The organism is Thalassospira sp. A40-3 (genome assembly GCF_015871485.1).
GTDB lineage: Bacteria > Pseudomonadota > Alphaproteobacteria > Rhodospirillales > Thalassospiraceae > Thalassospira > Thalassospira tepidiphila.
On the sequence record NZ_CP065428.1, the window covers coordinates 4,102,750 to 4,127,013 of the forward strand.

Consider the following 24,264-nt stretch of genomic DNA (forward strand, 5'->3'; position numbering starts at 1 on the left):
ATACTTGGCGAGGCTGTTTTATTTGCATTAGGCTACCGGTACTGATCACCAGCACAGGACCGCACACCATGCCGCTTCGCCCCGACCTGATCGACATCCTGCGCGATGAAAAAGCCACGATTGTCATTCTGACCGGGGCTGGCATTTCCAAGGAAAGCGGACTTCATACCTTTCGCGATCCCGATGGCATCTGGGCAAGATACGATATTTCCGAGGTCGCAACGCCCGAGGCCTTCGTGAGTAATCCCAATCTGGTGCATCATTTCTACAACGACCGCCGCGCTGGCTTGCATGACCAGACGGTTCAACCCAATGCCGCCCATCTGGCCCTGGCAAGGCTAGAGGCCGAATGGCCCGGTGACGTGTTGCTGGTCACCCAGAACATTGATGATCTGCATGGTCGGGCCGGGTCCAAAAACCTCATCCACATGCATGGCGAGCTTTTGAAAATCCGCTGTAATTACTGTGATCTGCTCACCGATTGGCCGGGTGACCTTGCCAAGGAAACCCCGTGCCCAAGTTGCGGCAAGGCTGGTGGATTGCGCCCGCATGTGGTGTGGTTTGGCGAAATGCCGCTTGAGATGGAACGCATTTATGCTGCCCTTGGCGATTGCGGGCTTTTCATCTCGATTGGGACATCGGGCAATGTCTATCCGGCGGCCGGATTTGTGCAAGTCGCCCACGAGGAAGCCGGGGCTGAAACGGTCGAGCTCAATCTCGAACCCAGTTCGGGTGCCACACTGTTTGATCACAGCCGCTATGGCCCTGCCACCGAACTGGTTCCGGCCTTTGTTGAGGCACTTCTTACACAATAAAAAGTTTATTGCATATAAACAAAAAACTACCGAAGGTAAGCAGTTAATAATTCAGTGCGTTGCGAGACTTAGATGGAATACTCCTACGTCGCTTATATCGATGAGGCAGGTGACGACGGTCTTAGAGTTGTTAAACCTAACCATCCAAATGGCTCTAGTGAATGGCTGATAATTTCAGCTGTAGTGGTACGAGCAAAGAATGAGAAATCTGTGCCAGTTTGGGTCAGAGATATTCGAGATGGACTTTGGCGACATAATCGACCTGATATCCACTTCGCGAAGTTGACACCAAACAAGAAGAAATTTGTTTGCGAAGAAACAGCGAAACTAGATGCACGCTTTTTCGTTGTAGCCTCGAATAAAAGAAACATGCAGGGCTACAGAAACCCAATGGCTGAGAAGATTCCCTCAAAAAATTGGTTCTACTGCTGGATGACTCGAGTATTGCTTGAAAGAGTTACGGATTTTGTCTTTTGGCATGCAAAGAAGACTGCCAATCCGAACTGCAAACTGAGAATTGAATACAGCGAGCGAGGCGGTCTCTCATACTCACAAATGAAAGCCTACTATTCGTGGCTAAAGTGGAAGAGCGATGCCAGCGCAAACTTCCTGTCTTTGGGAGATTTGAAATGGCCCGTCATGGATGCTGGACTGCTTAAAGTATACAACCACAAACAAAGAGCGGGCTTACAACTCGCAGACATCGTTGCGAGCTCTTTCTTTAAAGCAATGGACGTATACGACACCAAAGAGTGCGATCCACAGTTCGCAAAAGCACTGAAGCCACGAATGGCACATTACAGAGACACAAAAGATGGCTTAATTTCGGGATACGGGCTGAAGCTACTGCCTGGTTTTAAAAGGCTTGAACTGCTACCCGAGCAATCTGAGATTTTCAGATATTACGGCTACCCAAAAGAATGGTGGGACCCGGACCCGTCTAATCCAAGAGCTTATAGGTCATTTTCAAATCGTAACAACCGTCCACATGAACGCCATCGTAATTGATTACGACAACCCGAGCTAACCGGCGCCCCACTTTTTAGAATGTAGCACAAATAAGTGATTCACGCAATTGAATCAGTAACTTAACGAAATCGCTACTAATCACTTGAAAAGAATCGACTAATTCGGATTAACCCGAAAACTGCGAGAACAAGTCATCCTTACTTTTCACTCGTGAGTATTCTTCGGAATGATTTCTCGCCCGCATCACTAAATCGCACAATCCGCGACTCCGGCATCCGTCGGGCCCAACCCAAATCATAGAACCGGTCGAGCAAGGCCGCCCCGAATGATCCGGCCAGATGCGATTGCCGGGCACTCCAATCAAGGCATTCCCGGCATAACGGCCGACGCTTGGCCCGCAAGCCATCCAAATCAATGCCAAACGTGTTGGCAAAATCGATCCCGGCCGGGGTCAGGGCAACACCATTGATGTTGCTTTCAATCAGTTTGCGTTTGGCAAGGCCGTCAAACAGCGCAACCCCCATGTCACCCGCCAGATGGTCATAACAAACGCGTGCCTTGCGCAGTTCCGGATCCTTGGGCCCGGTGCGCACGCGGTTATGCCCGACCCGGTTGGCAATCCCCATCAGGACTTCCAGTGCCTCGACAATATCAGGGCCGCTGAGCGTGAAATAACGATGTCGCCCCTGTTTGCGCGGCACAACAATCTGACCGGCTTCAAGCTTTGCCAGATGAGAGCTTGCCGTTTGTGGCGTCACACCGGCTTCTTGCGCCAATTCGGCCGCAGTTAACGCACGGCCACTCATAAGTGCTGTCAGCATATTTGCGCGCGCCGGATCGCCAAGCAATGCGGCCACGCGGGCGATATCGGGTCCTTCTTTCATAGTTCGATGCTAATCGAAGCATTAATGCGCAGCAATCAGGATAATAGGTCGCGTCACCCAACAAGATGTTTCTCCTGAAAGGACGCTGTCATGATCACCTGCTTCATTCGCTATGAAATCGACCCGTACAAGAAAGACGCCTTCATGGAATATGCCCGAAACTGGGGGCAGGCTATTCCGCGTTGCGGGGCGGACCTTGTCGGCTATTTCGCCCCGCATGAAGGATCGGTCTCGACCGCCTATGGTATCTATCATTTGCCCGATTTGGCATCCTATGAAGCCTATCGTGCGCGGTTGAAAGATGATCACTTGGGCCGCGAGAACTACGAATTTTCCCGGCGCGAGAAATTCATCCTGCGCGAAAAACGCCAGTTTCTCAAAATTGCCTCCACCCCGCATACGGAGCTGATCAAACCATGATTGCCGTCATTTTCGAGGTCACACCGCACGATGGACGCTATGACGATTACCTTGCGATTGCCGGTGATCTCAAACCCGTGCTTGAAACCATGGATGGCTTTATTTCAATCGAACGGTTTCAAAGCCTGACCAATCCCGGCAAGGTTCTATCGCTGTCCTTCTGGCGCGATGAGGACGCAATTGCCGCCTGGCGCAATCTGGGCGACCACCGCACCGCCCAGATCAAGGGACGTCACCAGATTTTTGAAGATTACCGTTTACGCGTGGCTGGCGTGATCCGTGATTACGGCCTTCATAACCGCGATCAGGCCCCGGATGACTCCCGCGCACAACATGATCGCTGATCTGTAACGTCGATTATCGGGGCTCAGGCCTTTGCAGGTTTCGGGGATGCTTCTTCATCCCCGATTTCGCTACTCTCGGCAAATTCGGCAAATTCTTCTTCGACAGCATCTTCGACCGCTTTGGCACCGCCCTTGTAATCAAGCAACATCACGGCCAGCACGACAATGCCTGCCCCGATGAAAATCACCGGCATCGGCAGCATGTCAAAGAAGATCAAATCCATTGCGACCGAAAATGGCAGGGCGGTGTATGCCGCAGGCGACACCACACTGGCATCCGCAACCCGGACAGCACGCAACACCATATAGTTGGTCAGCATGGCAAAGAAACCGGCACCCGACGCATAAAGCCAATCGGCCAATGACGCCGGATACCAGGTGATCATCGCAATCGGCACCCAGATCGCAACCGCGATGATCTGAGGCCAGAACAGCATGGAAAAATTGGTTTCGGTCCGGGTCAGCACCTTGGCAAACAGGGTCTGGGCCGAAAAGCAGAACGCCCCGATCAGGGCCGCGGCGACACCCAGCGGCACACCAAAGCCATCCATGCGCGGGAAACACATCACCCACACGCCAACGAGGCCCAGAAGGGTTGCGATGATTTTGCGCGGGGTCAGTTTCTCGCCCAGAATCACCACCGCCAACATGACGGTCAGCAATGCCTCAATAAACAGATAGGCGTTGACCTCGGCGATGCTCATCTGGCGGAGCGCGAAGAACACAAAGAACAGCGACCCGTACCACAAAACGCCACGCGCAATATGCGCCACCGGGCGGCGCGTTCGGATCTGGCGCGTGCCGATAAACATGGTGATGACCAAGAACACCGCAACGGTGGTCAGAGCACGCATCGCAAGAATCTGCGAGGTTGGCACATCATGCGAGACGAGCTTGGCACAAACATCGACAAAAACGCCCGATGCCATGGCAGCCGTCATCCACAGGACACCGCGGAAATTTCCGCTCAGTCGCGTTGCGGTCATGGTCAATCCCGGTTTCGAGGAATATTGGGGTTTCCGGCAGTTGGGGGGAGGCTGCTTACGTGGTGGCGCAAGGAGGCATAAGTCATTACGGCCGGAAACCCTGTATGACGATGATATTGCCTGCTTGTTTGGAAAAATACGAATGAAGCTTTTTCAGCCATTGTTGAGATTTTTTTGGCCCACTTTTCGATCAGGCCTGATAGACAGAATAAAAGACAGTAATGCTCTCCGGATGGAAACCCACGATGCGCAGAAAGCTCCCACCGTTGCGCGCCCTTGTCGCCTTTGAAGCCACTGCACGCCACCAAAGCGTGAAGGGGGCCGCAGAAGAATTGCATGTCACGCAAAGTGCGATAAGTCATCAGCTCCGCCAGCTTGAAGAAAACCTTGGCGTGGTGCTGTTTACCCGCAAGGGCCGTGGATTGACCCTGACCAAGTCGGCAGAGCTGCTTTTGCCCCGCCTGACAGAGGCGCTTGATGGCATTGCCGATATCACCGGCGAAGTCGGCCCGGACAAGGGCAAGGCAATCCGCATCGGGGCGCTGGCGACCCCGGCCCTCACTGTGCTGTTGTATGAGCTTGATAACCTGCGCGACCGGCTGCCCGCCGATATTCCGGTACAATTTCGCAAGATCGAATTTGATGACGGTCTTGATCCGCTTGAAATTGATCTCGCCCTTCAGATCGCGCCAAAGGACCTGCCCGGTCCCGAAGACTGGATTACCGAGCTTCTCACACCCGAAGTCTATACCGCCTTTGCCGCCCCGGAATGGCTGGCAAAGCGCGGCTATGATGCCAGCAATGTTGACGTCGCGACACTCGGCCCGCGCGATATCCTGTTGATCGACAGTGACAGCGAACAGTTCTCCCAGATCGAACAATGGTTCAAGGATGCCAGCTTCTCGCTCGCGGATTGCTGGACCTTTAGCCACCATATCTGGGCGCTTGAGGCCGCACGTGCCGGTCAGGGCATCGTTGCCAGCACCGATGTTGTTGCCCGCAATTACGTTGAGCGCGGTGAACTGGTGCCGCTTAATTTCCCGGATTTCATTTCGCACTGGTGGTATCGCCTGCTGATCCGCCCGGCCCGCGAAAAAGACCCGATTGTGATCGAAGCCGCCAACTGGATCCGCGAACTCATCAACCCGAAAACCGCATCACTTGCGCGCAAAAAGGTGATGTGAGCATATTTTTTGCTGCGCGTTCTCTAACTCGGCTCAGGAACAAAGTAGTAATTCCATTTCATGCAAAACATTTTGATAACAGGCGGTGCGGGATATATCGGATCGCACATTTGCATCAAGCTTCGCGAAAGTGGCTACCAACCGGTTGTGTTTGATAACCTTTCAAATGGTCACCGCGATGCTGTTTCCTCAGATGTTCCGTTTATCCACGCCGATATTCGCGACAGTGCCGCCTTGAATAAGGCCTTTGACGATTTCAAGCCTGCTGCCGTCATTCACATGGCCGCTCTGATTGAAGCTGGCGCTTCGATGGTCGAACCGGCCAGGTTTTATGAAGTCAACACTGCCGGGGCGCTGAACCTGCTCGAAGCGATGCGACGCAATGGCTGCAACCACATTGTTTTTTCGTCAACGGCTGCGGTCTATGGAAATCGGGATGATGGGCTGCTGTCCGAGACGCTCGAGGTCCGGGCGGAAAACCCCTATGGCCGCTCAAAAGCAATGGTCGAAACCATGCTGAGGGACTATGCCGATATTTACGGCTTTCACGCCATTGCCCTTCGCTACTTCAATGCTGCGGGCGCCGACCCGGAAGGCCGCACAGGCGAAAGGCATGATCCAGAAACCCATCTTATCCCGCTGGTTTTACAAACTGCTGCCGGTCAACGCGACCATATCAAGATTTATGGCACGGACTATGACACGCCCGATGGAACCTGCATTCGCGACTATATTCACGTTGATGATCTTGCCAGCGCCCACGTCAAGGCGCTTTCGCATGTCATCGCGTCCGAGAATGCTGCTTTCGATGCCGTCAATATCGGCACAGGCGAAGGCTGTTCCGTCAAAGAGATCATCGAACTTTGCAAAGAGATCACCGGTCAGGATTTCAGCGTGATAGAAGATGCGCGTCGCCCCGGAGACCCTGCCAAACTGGTTGCAAACCCGGCCAAGGCGCAAGACATGCTTGGTTGGTGCGCCAACTATCCGTCCCCACGCCAGATCATCGCGCATGCCTGGGCCTATCATCAGAAAAACATGGCGAAAACCCGGTAAACCAGACGCTCAGTGATCTTTACAGGCGCGTGAAAGTATCAATTCTGTATTGATCGTCAGAGCAGTCGGAAATACTGTCTGCTCACACTGATTTGGTGCTTCCTGAAGCGGACACCACAAGCAACATTTAGGGGTATTTTAGTGCATAAGGTCTCAGTCATCGTTTCGACCTATAATTGGCCGGAGGCGCTGGAAATGGTTTTGCAATCACTGATCGACCAGAAGGACGATAACTTCGAGGTGATCGTTGCCGATGATGGCTCAGGGCCGGAAACCGCGCAGACAATTGCCAAGATGCAAAAAAAATCCCCGGTGCCGATCAAACATTTCTGGCAGGAAGATCAGGGATACCGGCTGTCGCGCGTGCGCAACGGCGCAATCGCAATGTCCGAAGGCGATATTATTGTGTTTACCGACGGTGATTGCTGCCTGATGTCGAACTTTGTTTCAAGCCACCGCGAAGCGGCCGAAGCAAACTGCTTTGTCACAGGCAAACGTGTCTTCCTAAAGGAACGCTTTACCAAGCTTGCGATGAAGAAACGTCTCCGGTTCCACAAATGGCCACGTGCGATCCTCTTCATGCTGGGCCTGACGGGAAACTGCAATCGCCCATTTCAGTTCATTCCGATCCCGCAAAGCCAGAAAAGTCTTTGGGAGCACGCCAATTGCTGGAAGAAAGCACAGGGGTGCAATATTGCGGCCTTCAAGGATGATATCTTAAAGATTGGTGGCTTCGACGAAGCCTATGAAGGCCATGGGTTGGAAGATTCAGATTTCGTACTCCGCATGATCCGGGCGGGTATCCGTCGCAAAAATGTTGAATATACCTCTCCTGTCTTGCATCTCTTCCACGGTCGTTCGATACCCAGCCGTCATGCAAACGCATCAAAGAACCCGGGTTATTTCAATAATCTTGAGGCAGAAGCAGACCGCTTCACGCCTGTGAAAAGCTCTTTGCTGCCGGTTGCCGAAACCGCCTAGGGTTTCTGATCAAAAGTATCATTTCCTGCCCCCTTGGAAGCGACGACGTTTCGCGATAAAAGGTCGGCATCATTTTCCTTCGGATGCGTCTTTGCATCTTAGAAGCTCATATCAGCCGCCCTGGTGATCGGGGCATGCGTTCAAAAAGCGAAAGGGATTTTCCCAGATGGATCTCAGCAAGATTGCCGTTGGCAAGGATGTTCCGTGGGACGTAAACGTCGTCATCGAAATTCCGCAGGGCGGACCGGTCAAGTATGAAGTCGATAAAGACTCCGGTGCTGTGTTTGTCGATCGTTTCCTGCACACCTCGATGTATTACCCGGTCAACTATGGCTTCATCCCCAACACGCTGGGCGAAGATGGTGACCCGGTTGATGCCATGGTCATGTTCCGCGAGCCGGTCGTGGCCGGTTCCGTCATCCGCGCGCGTCCGATCGGTGTTCTGATCATGGAAGACGAAGCCGGTCAGGACGAAAAACTGATCTGCGTGCCGCATGACAAGATTGACCCGTACTACACCGACATCAAATCCCACGAAGATCTGCCGCAGATCCTGCGCGATCAGATCCAGCACTTCTTCGAGCGTTACAAAGACCTCGAAAAAGGCAAATGGGTTAAGGTCACCGGTTGGGAAGGCGCTGAAAAAGCCGCCAAACTGATCGAAGAAGGTGTGACCCGCCTCGGCAAATAAGCTGCATTCAACCCGTCTTCGGACAAGCATCGGATTTAAAATGCAACGCTCCGTCAGATTTGGCGGAGCGTTGTTTTTTGACTTATCGGTTGCGCAACACTACTTTGGTGCAGGGGCGCCATCCTTACAGGTTGGTATTGAGGGAGGAATTCACGTTTCAGGATACTATTCGTGACCCACAAAAACGCGCCCGACAAAACCCATGCCATCAAAATTACCCTCAGTGACATCACCACACTTGATGTCGATGCCATCGTCAATGCCGCCAACGAGGCCCTGTTGCCCGGCGGTGGCGTTTGCGGTGCGATCCATCATGCGGCGGGTCCTGAACTGGCAAACGCCTGCCGGTCGCTTGCCCCCTGCCCGACGGGTGAGGCCCGAATCACACCCGGATTTAAACTGAAGGCAAAATACGTCATCCACACCGTCGGCCCGGTCTGGCATGGCGGCACACAGGGTGAGGCCGATTTGTTGGCAAGCTGTTATCGCCAATCAATCTTGCTGGCGGTCGAGAACAATCTGGCCTCTGTGGCGTTTCCTGCCATATCCACCGGGATATTTGGCTATCCGGAAGACCAGGCGGCCAAAATCGCCGTATCAACCATTTGTGAGCTGACTGGCGAATTGGCGCAAATGCCACAAATTTACCTTTGTTGTTTCTCACCATTAGCGCGTCAGCATATTGAAGCTGCGTGCCACGATAAGGTCCATCAATAGAATGCAAAGCGACGCTGCTGCACCTTCGCCGTCCCAACCGCTTGAACTGTTTGCTTCGCCAGACGGTGTGCTGAGCGTGGGTGAACACACATTTCGCTGTGCCCTTGGGATCAATGGCGTGATTGATGCCGACCAGAAAACCGAAGGCGACGGTAAAACGCCGGCCGGTCGCTGGCAGCTGCGCTATGTGATGTATCGTGCCGATCGCAGGCCCAGCCCACGCACCAAGCTTCCAGTCACCACCATTTCATTTTCCGACGGCTGGTGTGATGATCCCGGTCATCCAGACTATAACTGCCCGGTCCGCCTGCCGTTTGATGCCAGCCATGAAAAGCTGTTTCGCAAGGATGATCTCTATAACATCATCGTTGTTCTGGGCCATAATGATGACCCGCCCGTGCCCGGAAAGGGATCGGCGATCTTCATGCATATCGCCAAACCCGATTATGCTGGCACCGAAGGCTGTGTTGCCTTGGCCGAGAAGGATCTTGAGCAACTGCTTGGACTGGCGACCTTTGAAACGTTCATCACCATCACTGCGTAAAATCATGGACTTGCCGTTTGGGTGCACAGCGCCTAGGTTCAATTGCCGGATCAATTCACAGGACAAGTCATGATTGAAGACGATTATCTCTATAAAAAAGGCGGCGTTGCAGGATTTGGTTCCCGACTGAAAGCTATTTTCGGTTCGGGCAAGTTCTGGGTGCGCAGCCTTGGTGTGATCGTTCTGATTGCCGTGATCTATTATCCGGCAGGCATGGCGATTGTGCATCGTATCGATGACAACCCCGACTTTATCGGCAATTACAAGGGCGGCAGTCACGCGGTGAACACCGCCGCAGCCCTGATTGATCGCGAGGTCAACCAGAACCGCTGGACCGCCAACGATCCGTTCTTCCTGCCAAGTGCAGCCCTTGATAACATGCCGAACTTCCAGACCGGGATTGTCTATGCCCTGTCGCGCTTTGCGATCGAGCTTTCCGATCAGATCGGGCGCGCCCGTGGGTCAAGTCAGGTTGACCCGGATCTGGATGACGCCGCCGGCCTTTTGAAATTCCGTGGCGACAAATGGGTGTTTGATCCCAGCGTTTCGCTGCTGCCCGGTGTCACGTCCGAACAACAATACCGTCAGGCAATCCGGTCCCTGCAAAACTACAATACCCGTCTGACCAACGGGAATGCGGTTTTTGAACGCCGTGCCGACAACCTTCAGGAAACACTGAACCGCATTGCCAATGACCTTGGCTCGGCCTCTGCCCTGATTGATGATAAGGTGGAAAATCCGTCGATCTTTGATCGCACGGCCGATGACGTTTTCTATGCCACCAAGGGTCGCCTTTATGCCTATAGCCTGATCTTGCGCGATCTTGGCACCGACTTCGAACAGATCATCAATGAACGCCAGATCGCATCGGTCTGGGCAGAAATGATCGGATCCCTGCAAGCGGCGGCCGCACTTGACCCGATGGTGGTTGTGAACGGCTCGGCCGATGGCATCGTCTTCCCTAACCATCTGGCGGGGCTTGGTTTCTATCTTTTGCGGGCCCGTACCCAGATGCGCGAAATCAGCAGCATTCTGCAACGTTGACGTCAATGTGATGACGAAACACGTCATCCGGAATACCTGAGTTGCGCGCTGCGACTTGATCTTTTGTGGTTTTTGCCCCATTTAGGGCCTAACCAAATGAAATAGAGATTGTTGAGTGGGCGTTGGGGTCCAGATCCTGAAGTCCCGACAATCAGAGTGAGAGGACAAGCCGAAAATGTTCATTCAGACCGAACCGACCCCGAATCCGGCGACACTCAAATTCCTTCCGGGCGAAGAAGTCATGGGCCGTCTTGGCACCGCCAACTTCGTTAAGGGTGACGAAGCCATCAAATCGCCGCTTGCCCGCAAGCTGTTTGAAATTGATGGCATTGCCGGTGTTTTCCTCGGCGGTGATTTCATCACCATCACCAAGGATGACTCCAAGGATTGGCAAACCCTGAAACCGCAGATTCTTGGCGGGATCATGGAACATTATACGTCCGGTCAGCCGGTTCTCGATCAGGACTCCAACGCCGCCACCGGTACCAGCTCTGCTGCCGAAGGCGATGATGAACTGGTCAGCCAGATCAAGGAACTGCTTGATACCCGCGTGCGCCCGGCCGTGGCACAGGATGGTGGTGACATCGTCTTCCACCGTTTCGAAGATGGCGTGGTCTTCCTTGAAATGCACGGTGCATGCGCCGGCTGCCCAAGCAGCACCGCGACGCTCAAGATGGGCATCGAAAACATGCTGCGTTATTACGTGCCCGAAGTTCAGGCCGTCGAACCGGTCATGGCTGACTGAGCCTGACCCGGTTTTCAGACACCTCACCGACAAGATGGCGTCCGACCATCCGGTGAACTGACCGTGCACGGATTTACGAGTCGTTAACAAATTCAGACGCCCGGCGTGAACTTTAACCCGCGCCGGGCGTAAAAATTATGCGCTGAACGAAAAGGTTTTCTTGGCGTTTTCAACTCTCGGAGATATTGCCCGTTGCGATCATCGCGCGCGGCAGGCATAGATAACCTCCACTTGGGATGGACAGTTCGACTGATCCTGGAGATTCAACAATGACTAGCGCAAAAACAAACAGTTACAGGAATGTTGCGCTCGCTTCGATTTTTGGAGCGATTTTTTTCCTGTATATTGGGCTTTTCGCCGGAATTGATCTTTCTCCAACTCCGGAAGGTTTCGAGACAGAAACCGTCGAAGTCACGGCAGATGAAGCCGTTATCAAAAAGAAGAAAACGGTTTATCGCCGCGGCCCTGAAGTCATCGCACTCAGCCAGTATTTCAAAAGCATTGGCTATCACCTCAATGAGGTGGGCGAAGTCCCGCGCGTCTATATCAAGCGCGTGCCCGAAGGCCTTGGCGAACTGGCATCGGTTGAAGAGCGCAAACAGCTTTTCCTGAAAATCATGCTGCCGCTGGCCATGCGCGTGAACGAAGAAATCACCGCGCGCCGCGAACGTCTGATGGCCATTCAGGCCAAGGGCATTTCCGGCACCCCGGTCAGCCAGGCCGATCAGCAATGGGTCAATCAGCTGATGAAGCGCTATCGCGTGACCGATGGCGGCATCAACGCCCTGCTTGAACGCATTGATGTGATCCCGACCTCCCTGATCCTTGCCCAGTCGGCAGAGGAAAGTGGCTGGGGCACGTCACGCTTTGTACGCAAAGGCAACGCCCTGTTTGGTCAATGGGCCTGGGGCGATGACGAAGGCATCGTGCCGAAGGATCGCGAAGATGGCAAAACCCACGTCATCAAGGCCTTTGGCAGCCTGATGGACAGTGTGCGCGCCTATGCACGCAACATCAATTCGCACCCGGCCTATCAGGAATTGCGCGAACGTCGCGCAACCCTTCGCGCCGAAGGCAAGTTTATCAGTGGCTGGGAACTGGCCGAGACCCTGACCAAATATTCCGAGCGCGGCGAGGAATATGTCGACAGCCTGCATGCCATCATGAGTGTGAACGGGCTGAACGAGCTTGATGGTCTTGATTTTGCGGCAGGGGACGTCCCGCCGCCGCCAAAGGTGCTCGCCGCCCTTGAGGAATAATCCCAAGGGTCATCAGGCACCAAGCCAGATCAAATAAAAAGGGACCCGCTCGGGTCCCTTTTTTGGTTCGGATATCAGAAGACCCGTTTACGGCCGTCCGCGATAAATCCAGCCCTTTTCCGATTTCAGCAACCGGATTTCATCCTCGACCACCCGACGGTCGCCCACCTTGTATTCACCTTCCTTGAGCGTCAGCATCTTGGTCTTCACCAGATCAAGCGCATCACGCACCGTGCTGCCGACATCATCCATCGTCCCGGCCGCCTTGCCCTTTTCGGTGACGTCATCGGCAAAATCCGCAACCGTGCGATCAAACACCAGCTCATAACGCACCATGACAAGCACTTCGTCATCGTCTTCGGAAATGCTGTTGGTTTTGGTCACGTTTTCAACATGCCCGACCTTGGCATAGGGATCATCGCGAAACCGTTCGATCACCGCCGTGGTGATTTCATCGGCTGTCGGTCCGCTGACCTGTTCATCTTCGCAGGCGGCAAGCAGCGGCAAAAACATGATAACGGCGAAAAACCGGGTCAACTGGCCCATGAGCGATTCCTGTTTTCTGGTCGTTTTGCGATTTGCCTGACTTCTGCCGCCATGATGTGGCAAAAATCAGGTCATCTGTCACATCCTGCCAACAATAACGTCGACAACGGGATATCTATGCCAAACAGGTTACCATTCATCCCGCTGAAGACTGCAGGCTGATTTTATTCGTGGGATCCCTGATGGCAACGATACAGACACCATCTGATATGCTAATCGACACCAACCAGCTTACAGTCCTTGAAAATCAGGACGCCACCACCCGAAAGTCCGAGCAAGAAACGTGATATTCGATTTGATCATTGCCATCGCAACTATCAGCATTGCGATTGTGCTATCCATGCCCCGCGTTTCGCGGTCGACCACGTGGCGTGCTGTTGTGACGCCGCTGGCCTCGATCATCGGCAGTGGCTTTTTGCTGCTCGGACCGGTGCTGAATGTCGGATACGGCGGTTATGCACCGCTGGTCATGCTTGCCCTTTGTCTGGTGGCCTATCTCTATGGCGCGGTGATCCGCGCCAATATTGCGGCTGGCGAAGATGCCATCATTGACGGTTCATATGGCAAACTGGCCCAACGGGTCGAAACCCTGTCTTCCTGGGCGCTGGCCTTTGCCTATATCATTTCGGTGACCTATTACCTCAATCTGCTGGGCGCCTTTTCGCTTAGCCTGACACCATTTGATTCCGCCCTTGATGCCAAGCTGATGACCAGCGGTGTTTTTGCCATCATCATTGTGGTTGGCTGGTCACACGGGTTCAAAAGCCTTGAGCAGATGGAATATGTTTCGGTCGGCTTGAAACTCGCGATCATTGCCGGTCTGTTGGTCGGGTTGATGGCCCATTTCGGCGAACAGGCCATCGACGAGAAGCTGGTTTTCAATCCCCAAAACGTCACGGGCTGGCCTGCCATCACCATGGCCTTTGGTCTTCTGATCACAGTTCAGGGGTTCGAAACATCGCGCTATCTGGGATCAAGCTATGATGCCAAAACCCGCATCCGTTCAATGCGCCTTGCCCAATGGCTGTCGACCCTGATCTATCTGATTTACATCCTTCTGATTTCCTATGTCTTCGCGCCAGATCAAATCACATCGTCGGAAACCGGTATTATCGACATGATGGGGATCGTCGCCCCGATCCTGCCCTTCATGCTGGTGGCGGCTGCCATGGCATCGCAATTCAGTGCCGCAATTGCCGATACCAGCGGATCGGGCGGACTGTTTGCCCAACTATCGCAAAACCGCATTACCGAAGCCCAAGCCTATCTGGCGCTGGGGATTATCGGTATTGCACTGACATGGTCGGCGGACATCTTTGCGATTGTCAGTTACGCATCGCGCGCCTTTGCCATTTATTACGGCCTGCAGGCGGCCTTGGCGGCCATCATTTCCATCCGCCGTAGCAACCGGGGCAAGGTCGCGTTCTTTGCCCTGCTGGCCGCCTTGGGGGCTGCTATCGCCATTCTGGGACAGCCGGTCGAGTAAGCCCCAACCCCGAACAGAAAAAAGGCGGAGCCTGAAAAATCAGCCCCGCCTTTTTGATCTTTGATTTTAGAACGGCTTAGCCGTGCTCTGCCTCGTGGGCGGCAAGGGCGGCAAGGTTCACCAGATCGTTCACGGTTGCCCCCATCTGGGCGATCTGGGCCGGTTTTTCCAGACCGATCATCACCGGACCAACCACCGTGCCACCGCCAAGCTTATCCAGCAGTTTGGAGGCTGTGGTTGCCGCGTGCAGTGCCGGCATCACCAGAACGTTGGCCGGACCCGACAGACGGCAGAACGGATAAAGCTTCAGAAGCTCGGTATCGAGTGCCACATCAACCGCCATGTCGCCATCGAACTCGAAATCGACATTGCTGCTTTCAAGGATGCCCACGGCTTCGCGGATACGGTCGGTATCCTCGCTATACGGGTTGCCGAAGGTCGAGTGCGAAACCATTGCCACACGCGGCTCATGCCCCATCTGACGGGCCTTGGCGGCCGCCTGGATGGCGATCTCGGCCAGTTCTTCGGCATTGGGCAGGTTGTGCACACGGGTATCGGCGATGAACACCGTCCGGCCCTTGGCAATCGCAATCGAAAGCCCCATCGGGATTTCACCCGGCTTGGCATCGATCACACCGGCAACATCGGCAAAGCTTCGATTGAAGTTCCGGGTAAGACCGGTGATCAAACCATCGGCATGACCCTGTGCGACCATGACAGAGGCAAAGACGTTACGCTTCTGGTTGACCATGCGCTGGCAATCACGCCACAGGAAGCCCTTGCGCTGCAGGCGCTGATAGAGGAACTCGGCATATTCCGCATTATGCTTGGAAAGGGCCGCGTTGCTGATTTCAACACCATCAAGGCTTTCAATACCAAGCTTCTTGGCACTTTCATGGATGCGGTCTTCGCGCCCGATCAGGATCGGCGTGCCGTAGCCCGAATTGCGATACGCCACCGCTGCGCGGATCACGGTTTCTTCCTCGCCTTCGGCAAAGGCGATGCGTTTCGGGTGCGCACGGACGTAATCGGAAATCAGCTGCAAATGGGCTGCCGTCGGGTCAAGACGACCGCGCAGCTGATTTTCATATTCTTCCATATCAATGATCGGACGACGCGCCACACCGCTATCCATCGCGGCTTGGGCAACCGCCTTGGGCACGGCGGTAATCAGGCGCGGGTCAAACGGGGCCGGGATGATGTATTCCGGACCATATTGCAAACGACGCCCGGAATAGGCCGCGGCCACTTCATCGGGCACGTCTTCACGGGCAAGCGATGCCACTGCATGGGCTGCGGCAATCTTCATGTCTTCGTTGATCGTGGATGCCTGAACATCAAGCGCACCGCGGAAGATATACGGGAAGCCCAGAACGTTGTTGATCTGGTTCGGATAGTCCGAACGCCCGGTGGCGCAAATCGCGTCATCACGAATAGCAGCAACTTCTTCCGGGGAAATTTCCGGATCCGGGTTGGCCATGGCAAAGATGATCGGCTGTTTGGCCATGCTTTTGACCATGGCGGACGTTACCGCCCCCTTGACCGACAGGCCAAAGAACGCATCAGCACCCTTCATCGCATCGTCAAGCGACCGTGCATCGGTATCGGCCGCATGGGCCGATTTCCACTGGTTCATGCCGTCTTCACGGCCCTTGTAGATCACCCCGCGCGAGTCACACATGATCACGTTGTCATGGGCAACACCCATGCTTTTGACCAGTTCGCAACAGGCAATCGCGGCCGCACCGGCCCCGTTGATGACAAGCTTGATGTCTTCAAGTTTGCGACCCGTCAGGTCACAGGCATTGATCAGGCCCGATGCCGCAATGATCGCCGTGCCATGCTGGTCGTCATGAAACACCGGAATGTCCATAACCTCGCGCAGGCGCTGTTCGATGATGAAGCATTCCGGCGCCTTGATGTCTTCAAGGTTGATCCCGCCGAATGATGCGCCGAGGAAACGTACGCAATTGACGAACTCGTCAACATCCTCGGTCGACACTTCAAGATCGAACCCATCCACATCGGCAAAGCGTTTGAACAGAACCGCCTTGCCTTCCATCACCGGCTTGGAGGCCAGTGCACCAAGGTTGCCAAGGCCAAGCACGGCGGTGCCGTTGGAAATGACCGCAACGATGTTGCCCTTGGAGGTGTAATCATAGGCCGTCGCCGGGTTCTTGGCGATTTCAAGACACGGCACCGCAACACCCGGTGAATAGGCGAGCGAGAGGTCGCGCTGAGTGGTCAGCGGTTTGGATGCGGTGATTTCGATTTTGCCGGGGCGGCCGCTGGAATGAAACAGCAGCGCTTCACGGTCACGAACCTTGATTTCTGTATCTGACATTGTGTTTTTCACTGACGCTTGCGTGGTGAGATGGAAAGCAACCTGTACGGTCTGTTTTGTTCTTAAGTTCTGATTTTCCTGATCGACAAGTTTGCGGCGTGGGACCGTCTTGTCGGACCGCCCAATAAATCAGGCTTCGCGCCCCGGGTCAAAGGCGACGTTAACGGCAACCGCAAAATTACGTAGCGTTTTCCGTATGTTGCGGCGCAACATTGACCTCTGATCCGGCCCGTTTCATATGCGCAAACGCAATGGCGGATACCCCCGCCCCATCGACCCGGCCGCCATGACCGTCAGTAAGTGCTGGTTTTTCAGAGATGTAATCGCGCACGCGCAACTGGCACTTGGGATTGCGGTTTTTATTGCGCCGCGCAAACCGACCCGCCGATTGGTACCGATATGAACTTTCCACGATACGAAAAACGGGGGCCAATGCCCCCGTGTTCCCGTTGCCTTACCGGCAAAATCAATCGTTCTCGGCGGACTCTGTCATGCAGCTGCCCGCCACGCCAAAACGTGCGGATTACTTCGGCGAATGCAGATGGATGTTGGTCGCACCATTCTGTTCAAGAATGGCACGTGCCTTGGCCTCGGCACCTTCGTGGTCCGGGTCGATCCGCACCCACAGGATGACCGATCCGGCATCGACCGCGCGGGCGAAATCCTCGGTATGCGGGGTGGAGGTCACTTCTTCGATAAATTCACGAAGTGCGACTGCGCCAACACCGGCCCCGACCGCAATGGCGGCGGCCGCCGTCGCAGCGCCCCCAAACAAGGCAATCGCGCCGGATGCCACCAGCGGCACTTCATATTTGGTTTCACCCACCAGCGCGGTCAGTACATCGGACCAGGACCGACCATCCTTGCCTGCCACATCGATGGATTCGTGGGAGCTTAGAACCGACAGATCGGTGCGTTCAAACCCGGCATCGCGGAGCGCACGCAGAGCCGCATCGAAACCGTCCTTGGTATCAAACAGTCCGACCAGTTCCGGGGCCTGCGGGATGGTCTGTTCTTCTGCCATTTTGTACGCTCCTTGCTCACTGTTATTCTGTCGCGGAAAACGACAGTTGGTTGTTGGTCACGATCTTTATATATTCGCAGAAATTCAGGCGTTGCAATGGCATAGATCAAGTTTTATCACCCCGCCAGTTTCCTGCTCTCGTCTTTGCCTTCAGGGTTTGCTATCAAGTCATCATGAACCAGATCGCCGATAAATCCGATACCACACCGACCGCACCTTCTTTTTCCAGAGACGGCGCGACGCCAATGATGATGCAGTTCCTTGAAATCAAGGAACAGTATCAGGACTGCCTGCTGTTCTATCGGATGGGCGATTTCTACGAGCTGTTCTTTGACGATGCGGTCAAAGCCGCCGAAGCCCTTGATATTGCCCTGACAAAACGCGGCAAGCATCAAGGTAACGAAATTCCCATGGCCGGTGTTCCCGTCCATAGTCACGAAACCTATCTGCAACGTCTGATCCGCAAGGGCTTTCGGGTGGCCGTCTGTGAACAGATGGAAGACCCGGCAGAGGCCAAAAAACGCGGTGCTAAATCCGTGGTCAAACGCGGTGTTGTCCGCCTGATCACGCCGGGCACCCTTACCGAAGACAGCCTGCTGGATGCCCGGCGCCACAATTATCTGGCCGCCGTGTCCGAAGTGCGCGGCAAGATCGGGCTTGCCTGGCTTGATATGTCGACCGGTGATTTCTTTGTGCAGCCCTGCGAGATGGCCGGTCTTGGTGCCGCCCTTGCCCGCCTTGATCCGGGTGAAATCCTGTTTTCGGAAAAGATGCTGAACCGCTCTGAAGTGTTCGACATCTATGCCGAATATAAAAACATCATCACCCCGCAACCGACCGCACGCTTTGATGCTGAAAATGCCCAGCTTAGGCTCAAAAAGCTTTATGAGGTCGAAGCCCTTGATGCCTTTGGCGGGTTTGAGATCGCCGAGCTGTCGGCTGCCGGTGCGCTGATTGATTATGTCGAACTGACCCAAAAGGGCCAGATGCCCCGCCTTGCCCCGCCGACCCGCGTGGCAGAGGGGGCAGCGATGGAAATCGACGCCGCCACCCGTCGGTCGCTGGAGCTGATCCAGACCCAATCGGGCGAGCGCAAGGGATCGTTGCTGTCCGTCATTGACCGCACCCGCACCGGTGCCGGTGCACGTTTGTTGGCGGCGCGTCTGTCCGCCCCGCTGACCAACGCGGACGAGGTCAACAAACGCCTTGATCTGGTGGAATATTTCCATGATCGCGATGGGTTGCGATCTGATCTGCGCGCCGCCCTTGGCGAATGCCCCGATATCGAACGCGCACTTTCGCGCCTGTCGGTCGGGCGCGGTGGCCCGCGTGATCTGGCGGCGATGCGTGATGGGCTGTCCTGCGCCTTTGCGATTGGCAATCTTCTGAATAAGCCCGATGGCGGCAATGATGGCCTGACTGCCCAGCCCGAAGCCCTTTCTGATCATTTGACCATGATGGGACATCACGGCGATCTGATTGATCTGTTGCGCCGGGCAATCGCCGAAAGCCTGCCGCTTCTCGCCCGCGATGGTGGCTTTATCGCCGGGGGCTATCACCCGCCGCTTGATGAGCTGCGCATGCTATCGAGTGAAAGCAAGAAGCTGATCGCCAACCTGCAGGCCCGCTATACCGAGCAAACCGGCATTTCCAACCTTAAGGTCAAGCACAACAACGTACTTGGCTATTTCATCGAAGTATCGGCCAAGACCGCCGACAAGATGATGGAGATGGATGAGTTTATCCACCGCCAGACCATGGCCAATGCGGTGCGCTTTACCACCGTCGAGCTGTCCGAGCTTGAAAGCAAGGTCTCCAAGGCAGGCGACCAGGCGCTTGCCCTTGAACTGGAACTGTTTGACGAACTGGTGGCCGCCGTTCTGGCCAAGGCCGATGACATCGCCAAATGTGCGAGTGCGCTGGCTGGCCTTGATGTGTCCGCCGCACTGGCCGAACTCGCCCGCGATCAGGGCTGCATTCGCCCGAACATCGATAACAGCCTTGCCTTTGACATCACCGCTGGTCGCCATCCGGTGGTTGAGGCCGCCTTGCGTGAAAATGGCGACGCACCCTTTGTTGCCAATGATTGCCGCCTTGAAGACGAACAAAGCCTGTGGCTGATCACCGGTCCGAACATGGCCGGTAAATCGACCTTCCTGCGCCAGAATGCCCTGATTGCCGTACTCGCCCAGATCGGGGCGTTCGTTCCGGCGGCCAAGGCGCATATCGGAGTGATTGACCGGCTGTTTTCGCGCGTCGGTGCGGCCGACGATCTGGCGCGCGGCCGATCGACCTTCATGGTCGAAATGGTTGAAACCGCATCGATCCTTAATCAGGCAACCGACCGGTCGCTTGTGATTTTGGATGAAATCGGCCGTGGCACGGCGACCTTTGATGGTCTGTCGATTGCCTGGGCGGTGGTTGAGAACCTGCATGAAATCAATCAGTGCCGTGGTCTTTTCGCCACCCACTATCACGAACTGACTGCCCTCGCGGCCAAGCTCAAGCACCTGTCTTGCCACACCATGCTGATCAAGGAATGGCAGGGCGAGGTCGTCTTCCTTCATGAAGTCGGCGCAGGCAGTGCGGATCGGTCATATGGCATTCACGTCGCCCAGCTGGCGGGTCTGCCAAAGCCCGTGATCAAGCGCGCCGAACAGGTGCTCAAGACGCTTGAAAAGGGCGAACAGGGGGGTGCTGTGTCCAAGCTTGCCGATGACCTGCCGCTGTTTGCGGTTGCCATCGAACAGGCCGCCAAGGAGGAACGCACAAGCGCCCCGGCCCTGTCGGACGCGCAAAAGGCGCTGCTTGATGCGGTTGCCGATCTTGATCCTGACAACATGACCCCGCGCGAAGCCCTTGATGCGCTGTATCGTCTTCAGTCGCTGAAGGGCTGATCACCTGCAAAACAGGCGGCCTATCCCCATATCAGGTGCGTGCTTGCTGATCGGAGTTGCGCACGCATTTGATGCGGATAGATGAAATTGGCGCTATGGTGCGGCAACTGTTAAGAAAATTGATATATAAACCCTGTCGCCAACAGACCGCACGCCAGGGCCGAGGAAACCGACCAACGTGACCTACAAGATCAAGAAGCAGCGCGAAATCATCGACCGCAAAAAGGTCTTTGCCGAGCTTGAGGCCATCGCCAACGATCCGGCACTCAAAAGCTTCAAACAGCGCACCGCCGTTCTCAACAAGCTGAAATCAGTACTTGAGGCCGGGCGATCTGTGATCCGCGCACGCTTTGAAGAAAGCAATTCCGGGCAGGACACCGTCTTTTCCAACAGTTTCCTGATGGATCAGATCGTCCGCCTGATCCATGATTTTGCCACCACGTTCGTCTATCCGCTGCACAATCCGACAAATGAACAACGCATGTCGGTGGTCGCCGTCGGCGGCTATGGCCGCGGTGACATGGCGCCGCATTCCGATGTCGATATCCTGTTTCTGTTTCCCTACAAACAGACCGCACATGGCGAACAGGTCGTTGAATTCATTCTTTATATGCTGTGGGATCTGGGGCTTAAGGTCGGTCATGCGACGCGATCCGTCGATGATTGCCTGCGCATGGGCAAACAGGACATCACCATTCGCACCAACCTGCTTGAAAGCCGGTTTGTCTGGGGCGATGAGGAAACCTATAAACTGTTTCGCACCCGCTTCATGGAAGAGCTCGTCAAGGGCAGTGGCATCGAGTTCATCGAAAAGAAGCTTGGCGAACGTGACGAACGCCATACCCGCATGGGCGATTCACGCTATGTGGTCGAACCCAACGTCAAGGACGGCAAGGGCGGGCTTCGCGATCTCCACACCCTGTTCTGGATTGGCAAATACCTTTATCGCGTCAATTCCCCGATGGAACTGGTCGATCTCAAGGTCCTGACCCGCAAGGAAGCACGCGGCTTCTTGAAGGCACAGAACTTCCTGTGGGCGGTACGCTGCTGGTTGCATTATCTGTCTGATCGCGAAGAAGACCGTCTGACGTTCGATATGCAGCGCGATATTGCCGAACGGCTTGGCTATACCGATCATGCCGGGGCATCGGGCGTCGAACGCTTCATGAAGCACTATTATCTGATGGTGAAGCATGTCGGGAACCTGACCCGCATCTTCTGTGCTGCCCTTGAAGAAAGCCATCAGCGCCGCCCGCTGATCCGTTTTCCGGGCAAGCTGTTTGGCACCAAGGAAATTGACGGCTTTGAGCTGCGCAATGAACGCCTGACGGTCGAAAGCCTTGAAGTCTTCAAGAACGACCCGATCAAGATTTTGCGCCTGTTTCTGGTTGCCCACCAAAACCGGGTTGGCATTCATCCCGAAACGCTGCGCTGGATCACGCAAAGCCTGAAATATGTTGATCACAAGCTGCAAAACGATCCGGACGCCAACGAGGTTTTCCTTGAAATCCTCACCCAGCGCGACAGCCCGGATGTGACGCTCCGCAAGATGAACGAGGCCGGTGTACTGGGGCGTTTCATCCCCGATTTCGGCCGTGTCGTTGCCCAGATGCAGTACGACATGTACCACACCTACACCGTGGACGAGCACACCATCAGGGCGATTGGCGTGCTTAATCAAATCGAGTCCGGCGAACTTGCCGAAGACGCCCCGGTTGCAACCCGCATCATGGGTCAGGTGATTTCGCGTCGTGTGCTGTATGTCGCGGTATTGCTCCATGACATCGCCAAGGGCCGTGGCGGCGATCATTCCGAGCTTGGCGCCGAAGTCGCCGAAAAGCTCTGCCCGCGGCTGGGTCTGTCGCCGGCCGATACCGAGGCGGTCGCCTGGCTGGTCAAGGCGCATCTGTGGATGAGCCTGACCGCGTTCAAGCGTGATCTCAATGATCCCAGTACCATTCGCGCCTTTGCCGATCTGGTGCAATCGCAGGAACGCCTGCGCCTGTTGCTGTGCCTGACGGTGGCTGACATCCGCGCGGTGGGTCCCAATGTCTGGAACGGCTGGAAGGCCACCCTGCTGCGTGAACTTTACTATGCCACCGATGATATGCTGTCAGGCGGTCTTAATGCCGATAGCCGCGATTCGCGCGTCGAAAATGCGCAAAACGCGCTGCGTGACGCGCTCAAGGACTGGCCCGAACAGGATATCGAGGACTTTATCGAACGCGGCTATCCGTCCTATTGGCTGAGCTTTGATACCGACATCCACGTCCATCACGCCCATCTGACCCGGGACGCCCGAAATTCCGGGGCCGAGATCACGGTCGATGTCCGCATCGATACCGAAATTGATGCCACCGAAATTACCGTCCACACCACGGACCATCCCGGCCTGTTTTCCCAGATTGCAGGCGCAATGGCGCTGTGCGGGGCCAACGTGGTCGATGCAAAGATCCTGACTCTTGCCGATGGCATGGCACTTGATACCTTTTTCGTGCAGGACACCAATGGCGAGGCGTTTAACGACTCCACCAAACTTGATCGCCTGCGCGACACACTGGAAAAGGTCATTTCCGGGCAGATCCGCCCCAGTCAGGAAATCGAACGCCGCCAGACCAAGGACAACAAGCACCGCACCGCGGTGTTCAAGGTCGAACCGAATGTCATTATCGACAACAAGGCCAGCCGCACCCACACGGTGATTGAAATCACCGCCCGCGACCGGCTGGGCCTGCTTTATGACATCACGCGCGCGCTCCGCGATCTTTCGATGCAGATTGCCTCTGCGCGCATTTCCACCTTTGGCGAACGCGCGGTTGACGTCTTCTATGTCAAGGATGTGTTCGGGCTCAAGATCGACAGCCGTACCAAGTTTGTCCAGGTCAAGGAAACCCTGACCCAGGCGATTCGCAACGACTAGCGCGTTTTACAATCGCCGCAAAAAAACAAACCGGATCGATCCAATACCCATGCGCTACCCTAGGCAACGCCACGGTATGGATCAGATCCGGATGTACCGGCCGATAGGGCCAGTAAACTGTTCGAATTATATTTCTTTGGAAATTGTGACGGACGAGGAAGGGTAAAACCAAACCCGACAGCGTGACCTGTTATTCACGGTGCCGAAATCCTCGGAGTGCAGCAGGTTGAGGTGGATACCGTATTTCCCCGCCCGTCCAATATGAGGCTCGCGTCCCAACGAACCCTCAGCGAATGTGAATATGCGGGTGTTGCAACTGTTTTTCTGTGACGGCTGTCACAGGGACCTCAAAAAAATCACCTAATTCAATCACTTTCACAAAAATGCGATATACGCCGCGGTTTTCGG

At 55.1% G+C, this 24,264-nt stretch carries 21 protein-coding genes; 16 read left to right on the top strand and 5 right to left on the bottom strand.

Going from position 1 to position 24,264, the window contains the following annotated elements; all coding sequences use genetic code 11:
* The first annotated feature begins 68 nt into the window (after positions 1–68).
* Positions 69–815: an NAD-dependent deacylase gene (locus tag IT893_RS18930; RefSeq protein WP_197146298.1), complete on the top strand. Its 747-nt coding sequence runs from the start codon at positions 69–71 to the stop codon at positions 813–815.
* A 72-nt stretch (positions 816–887) separates the two neighbouring features.
* Positions 888–1,823, top strand: a complete 936-nt coding sequence (locus IT893_RS18935; RefSeq protein ID WP_197146299.1) for a DUF3800 domain-containing protein — start codon at positions 888–890, stop codon at positions 1,821–1,823.
* Positions 1,824–1,981: 158 nt separating this feature from the next.
* On the opposite strand, the gene IT893_RS18940 is transcribed toward IT893_RS18935, so the two are convergent.
* Positions 1,982–2,668 carry a helix-turn-helix transcriptional regulator gene (locus IT893_RS18940; RefSeq protein WP_197146300.1) on the bottom strand — a complete coding sequence of 229 codons (687 nt, stop codon included), beginning with the start codon at positions 2,666–2,668 and terminating at the stop codon, positions 1,982–1,984.
* Positions 2,669–2,758: 90 nt separating this feature from the next.
* On the opposite strand from IT893_RS18940, the gene IT893_RS18945 reads away from it, so the two are divergent.
* Both IT893_RS18945 and IT893_RS18950 read left to right on the top strand, forming a co-directional pair.
* Positions 2,759–3,088, top strand: coding sequence for an NIPSNAP family protein (locus IT893_RS18945; protein WP_197146301.1), 330 nt, complete (start codon positions 2,759–2,761; stop codon positions 3,086–3,088).
* Positions 3,085–3,432: an antibiotic biosynthesis monooxygenase gene (locus IT893_RS18950; protein ID WP_197146302.1), complete on the top strand. Its 348-nt coding sequence runs from the start codon at positions 3,085–3,087 to the stop codon at positions 3,430–3,432. The genes IT893_RS18945 and IT893_RS18950 overlap by 4 nt, the downstream gene beginning before the upstream one ends.
* A 23-nt stretch (positions 3,433–3,455) precedes the next feature.
* On the opposite strand, the gene IT893_RS18955 is transcribed toward IT893_RS18950, so the two are convergent.
* Entirely contained in the window at positions 3,456–4,418 is a 963-nt protein-coding gene (locus IT893_RS18955) for a DMT family transporter (protein ID WP_197146303.1), read from the bottom strand.
* 245 nt (positions 4,419–4,663) lie between these two features.
* Here IT893_RS18955 and IT893_RS18960 point away from each other — a divergent pair, with 245 nt between their 5' ends.
* The 9 genes from IT893_RS18960 to IT893_RS19000 all read left to right on the top strand — a co-directional run bounded on the left by IT893_RS18960 (position 4,664) and on the right by IT893_RS19000 (position 12,639).
* Positions 4,664–5,602 (top strand): LysR family transcriptional regulator, encoded by a 939-nt coding sequence (locus IT893_RS18960; RefSeq protein ID WP_008888717.1) that lies wholly within the window; start codon positions 4,664–4,666, stop codon positions 5,600–5,602.
* Between the two features lie 60 nt (positions 5,603–5,662).
* Complete coding sequence (gene galE / locus IT893_RS18965) at positions 5,663–6,658, top strand: UDP-glucose 4-epimerase GalE (RefSeq protein WP_197146304.1); 996 nt, start codon at positions 5,663–5,665, stop codon at positions 6,656–6,658.
* Positions 6,659–6,799: 141 nt separating this feature from the next.
* Positions 6,800–7,639, top strand: a complete 840-nt coding sequence (locus IT893_RS18970) for a glycosyltransferase family 2 protein (RefSeq protein WP_197146305.1) — start codon at positions 6,800–6,802, stop codon at positions 7,637–7,639.
* A gap of 166 nt (positions 7,640–7,805) precedes the next feature.
* On the top strand, positions 7,806–8,330 hold the full coding sequence (ppa, locus tag IT893_RS18975) for an inorganic diphosphatase (RefSeq protein WP_008888719.1): 525 nt from the start codon (positions 7,806–7,808) through the stop codon (positions 8,328–8,330).
* 171 nt (positions 8,331–8,501) lie between these two features.
* Entirely contained in the window at positions 8,502–9,047 is a 546-nt protein-coding gene (locus IT893_RS18980; protein ID WP_197146306.1) for an O-acetyl-ADP-ribose deacetylase, read from the top strand.
* A gap of 1 nt (position 9,048) precedes the next feature.
* Positions 9,049–9,591 (top strand): L,D-transpeptidase, encoded by a 543-nt coding sequence (locus IT893_RS18985; RefSeq protein WP_197146307.1) that lies wholly within the window; start codon positions 9,049–9,051, stop codon positions 9,589–9,591.
* Positions 9,592–9,660: 69 nt separating this feature from the next.
* Positions 9,661–10,635, top strand: a complete 975-nt coding sequence (locus IT893_RS18990; protein WP_008888722.1) for a DUF2333 family protein — start codon at positions 9,661–9,663, stop codon at positions 10,633–10,635.
* A 175-nt stretch (positions 10,636–10,810) separates the two neighbouring features.
* Positions 10,811–11,380 carry a NifU family protein gene (locus IT893_RS18995; RefSeq protein ID WP_008888723.1) on the top strand — a complete coding sequence of 190 codons (570 nt, stop codon included), beginning with the start codon at positions 10,811–10,813 and terminating at the stop codon, positions 11,378–11,380.
* A gap of 269 nt (positions 11,381–11,649) precedes the next feature.
* Positions 11,650–12,639: a glucosaminidase domain-containing protein gene (locus tag IT893_RS19000; RefSeq protein ID WP_197146308.1), complete on the top strand. Its 990-nt coding sequence runs from the start codon at positions 11,650–11,652 to the stop codon at positions 12,637–12,639.
* An 87-nt stretch (positions 12,640–12,726) separates the two neighbouring features.
* Here IT893_RS19000 and IT893_RS19005 read toward each other — a convergent pair whose 3' ends face one another.
* Complete coding sequence (locus IT893_RS19005) at positions 12,727–13,185, bottom strand: hypothetical protein (protein ID WP_008888725.1); 459 nt, start codon at positions 13,183–13,185, stop codon at positions 12,727–12,729.
* 283 nt (positions 13,186–13,468) lie between these two features.
* Here IT893_RS19005 and IT893_RS19010 point away from each other — a divergent pair, with 283 nt between their 5' ends.
* Positions 13,469–14,671 carry a hypothetical protein gene (locus IT893_RS19010; RefSeq protein ID WP_197146309.1) on the top strand — a complete coding sequence of 401 codons (1,203 nt, stop codon included), beginning with the start codon at positions 13,469–13,471 and terminating at the stop codon, positions 14,669–14,671.
* 76 nt (positions 14,672–14,747) lie between these two features.
* Here IT893_RS19010 and IT893_RS19015 read toward each other — a convergent pair whose 3' ends face one another.
* Both IT893_RS19015 and IT893_RS19020 read right to left on the bottom strand, forming a co-directional pair.
* Positions 14,748–17,015 carry an NADP-dependent malic enzyme gene (locus tag IT893_RS19015; protein WP_008888727.1) on the bottom strand — a complete coding sequence of 756 codons (2,268 nt, stop codon included), beginning with the start codon at positions 17,013–17,015 and terminating at the stop codon, positions 14,748–14,750.
* 523 nt (positions 17,016–17,538) lie between these two features.
* Positions 17,539–18,039, bottom strand: a complete 501-nt coding sequence (locus IT893_RS19020) for a hypothetical protein (protein ID WP_063086338.1) — start codon at positions 18,037–18,039, stop codon at positions 17,539–17,541.
* Between the two features lie 173 nt (positions 18,040–18,212).
* On the opposite strand from IT893_RS19020, the gene mutS reads away from it, so the two are divergent.
* Both mutS and IT893_RS19030 read left to right on the top strand, forming a co-directional pair.
* Positions 18,213–20,936, top strand: a complete 2,724-nt coding sequence (mutS, locus tag IT893_RS19025) for a DNA mismatch repair protein MutS (RefSeq protein WP_063086336.1) — start codon at positions 18,213–18,215, stop codon at positions 20,934–20,936.
* A gap of 178 nt (positions 20,937–21,114) precedes the next feature.
* Positions 21,115–23,856 (top strand): [protein-PII] uridylyltransferase, encoded by a 2,742-nt coding sequence (locus IT893_RS19030; protein WP_197146310.1) that lies wholly within the window; start codon positions 21,115–21,117, stop codon positions 23,854–23,856.
* Positions 23,857–24,264 lie beyond the last annotated feature (408 nt).

Coding starts and splice junctions, on each gene's coding strand:
- IT893_RS18930 (WP_197146298.1), top strand. CDS start 69: ATGCCGCTTCGCCCCGACCTGATCGACATCCTGCGCGATGAAAAAGCC.
- IT893_RS18935 (WP_197146299.1), top strand. CDS start 888: ATGGAATACTCCTACGTCGCTTATATCGATGAGGCAGGTGACGACGGT.
- IT893_RS18940 (WP_197146300.1), bottom strand. CDS start 2,668: ATGAAAGAAGGACCCGATATCGCCCGCGTGGCCGCATTGCTTGGCGAT.
- IT893_RS18945 (WP_197146301.1), top strand. CDS start 2,759: ATGATCACCTGCTTCATTCGCTATGAAATCGACCCGTACAAGAAAGAC.
- IT893_RS18950 (WP_197146302.1), top strand. CDS start 3,085: ATGATTGCCGTCATTTTCGAGGTCACACCGCACGATGGACGCTATGAC.
- IT893_RS18955 (WP_197146303.1), bottom strand. CDS start 4,418: ATGACCGCAACGCGACTGAGCGGAAATTTCCGCGGTGTCCTGTGGATG.
- IT893_RS18960 (WP_008888717.1), top strand. CDS start 4,664: ATGCGCAGAAAGCTCCCACCGTTGCGCGCCCTTGTCGCCTTTGAAGCC.
- galE (WP_197146304.1), top strand. CDS start 5,663: ATGCAAAACATTTTGATAACAGGCGGTGCGGGATATATCGGATCGCAC.
- ppa (WP_008888719.1), top strand. CDS start 7,806: ATGGATCTCAGCAAGATTGCCGTTGGCAAGGATGTTCCGTGGGACGTA.
- IT893_RS18985 (WP_197146307.1), top strand. CDS start 9,049: ATGCAAAGCGACGCTGCTGCACCTTCGCCGTCCCAACCGCTTGAACTG.
- IT893_RS18990 (WP_008888722.1), top strand. CDS start 9,661: ATGATTGAAGACGATTATCTCTATAAAAAAGGCGGCGTTGCAGGATTT.
- IT893_RS18995 (WP_008888723.1), top strand. CDS start 10,811: ATGTTCATTCAGACCGAACCGACCCCGAATCCGGCGACACTCAAATTC.
- IT893_RS19000 (WP_197146308.1), top strand. CDS start 11,650: ATGACTAGCGCAAAAACAAACAGTTACAGGAATGTTGCGCTCGCTTCG.
- IT893_RS19005 (WP_008888725.1), bottom strand. CDS start 13,185: ATGGGCCAGTTGACCCGGTTTTTCGCCGTTATCATGTTTTTGCCGCTG.
- IT893_RS19015 (WP_008888727.1), bottom strand. CDS start 17,015: ATGTCAGATACAGAAATCAAGGTTCGTGACCGTGAAGCGCTGCTGTTT.
- IT893_RS19020 (WP_063086338.1), bottom strand. CDS start 18,039: ATGGCAGAAGAACAGACCATCCCGCAGGCCCCGGAACTGGTCGGACTG.
- mutS (WP_063086336.1), top strand. CDS start 18,213: ATGAACCAGATCGCCGATAAATCCGATACCACACCGACCGCACCTTCT.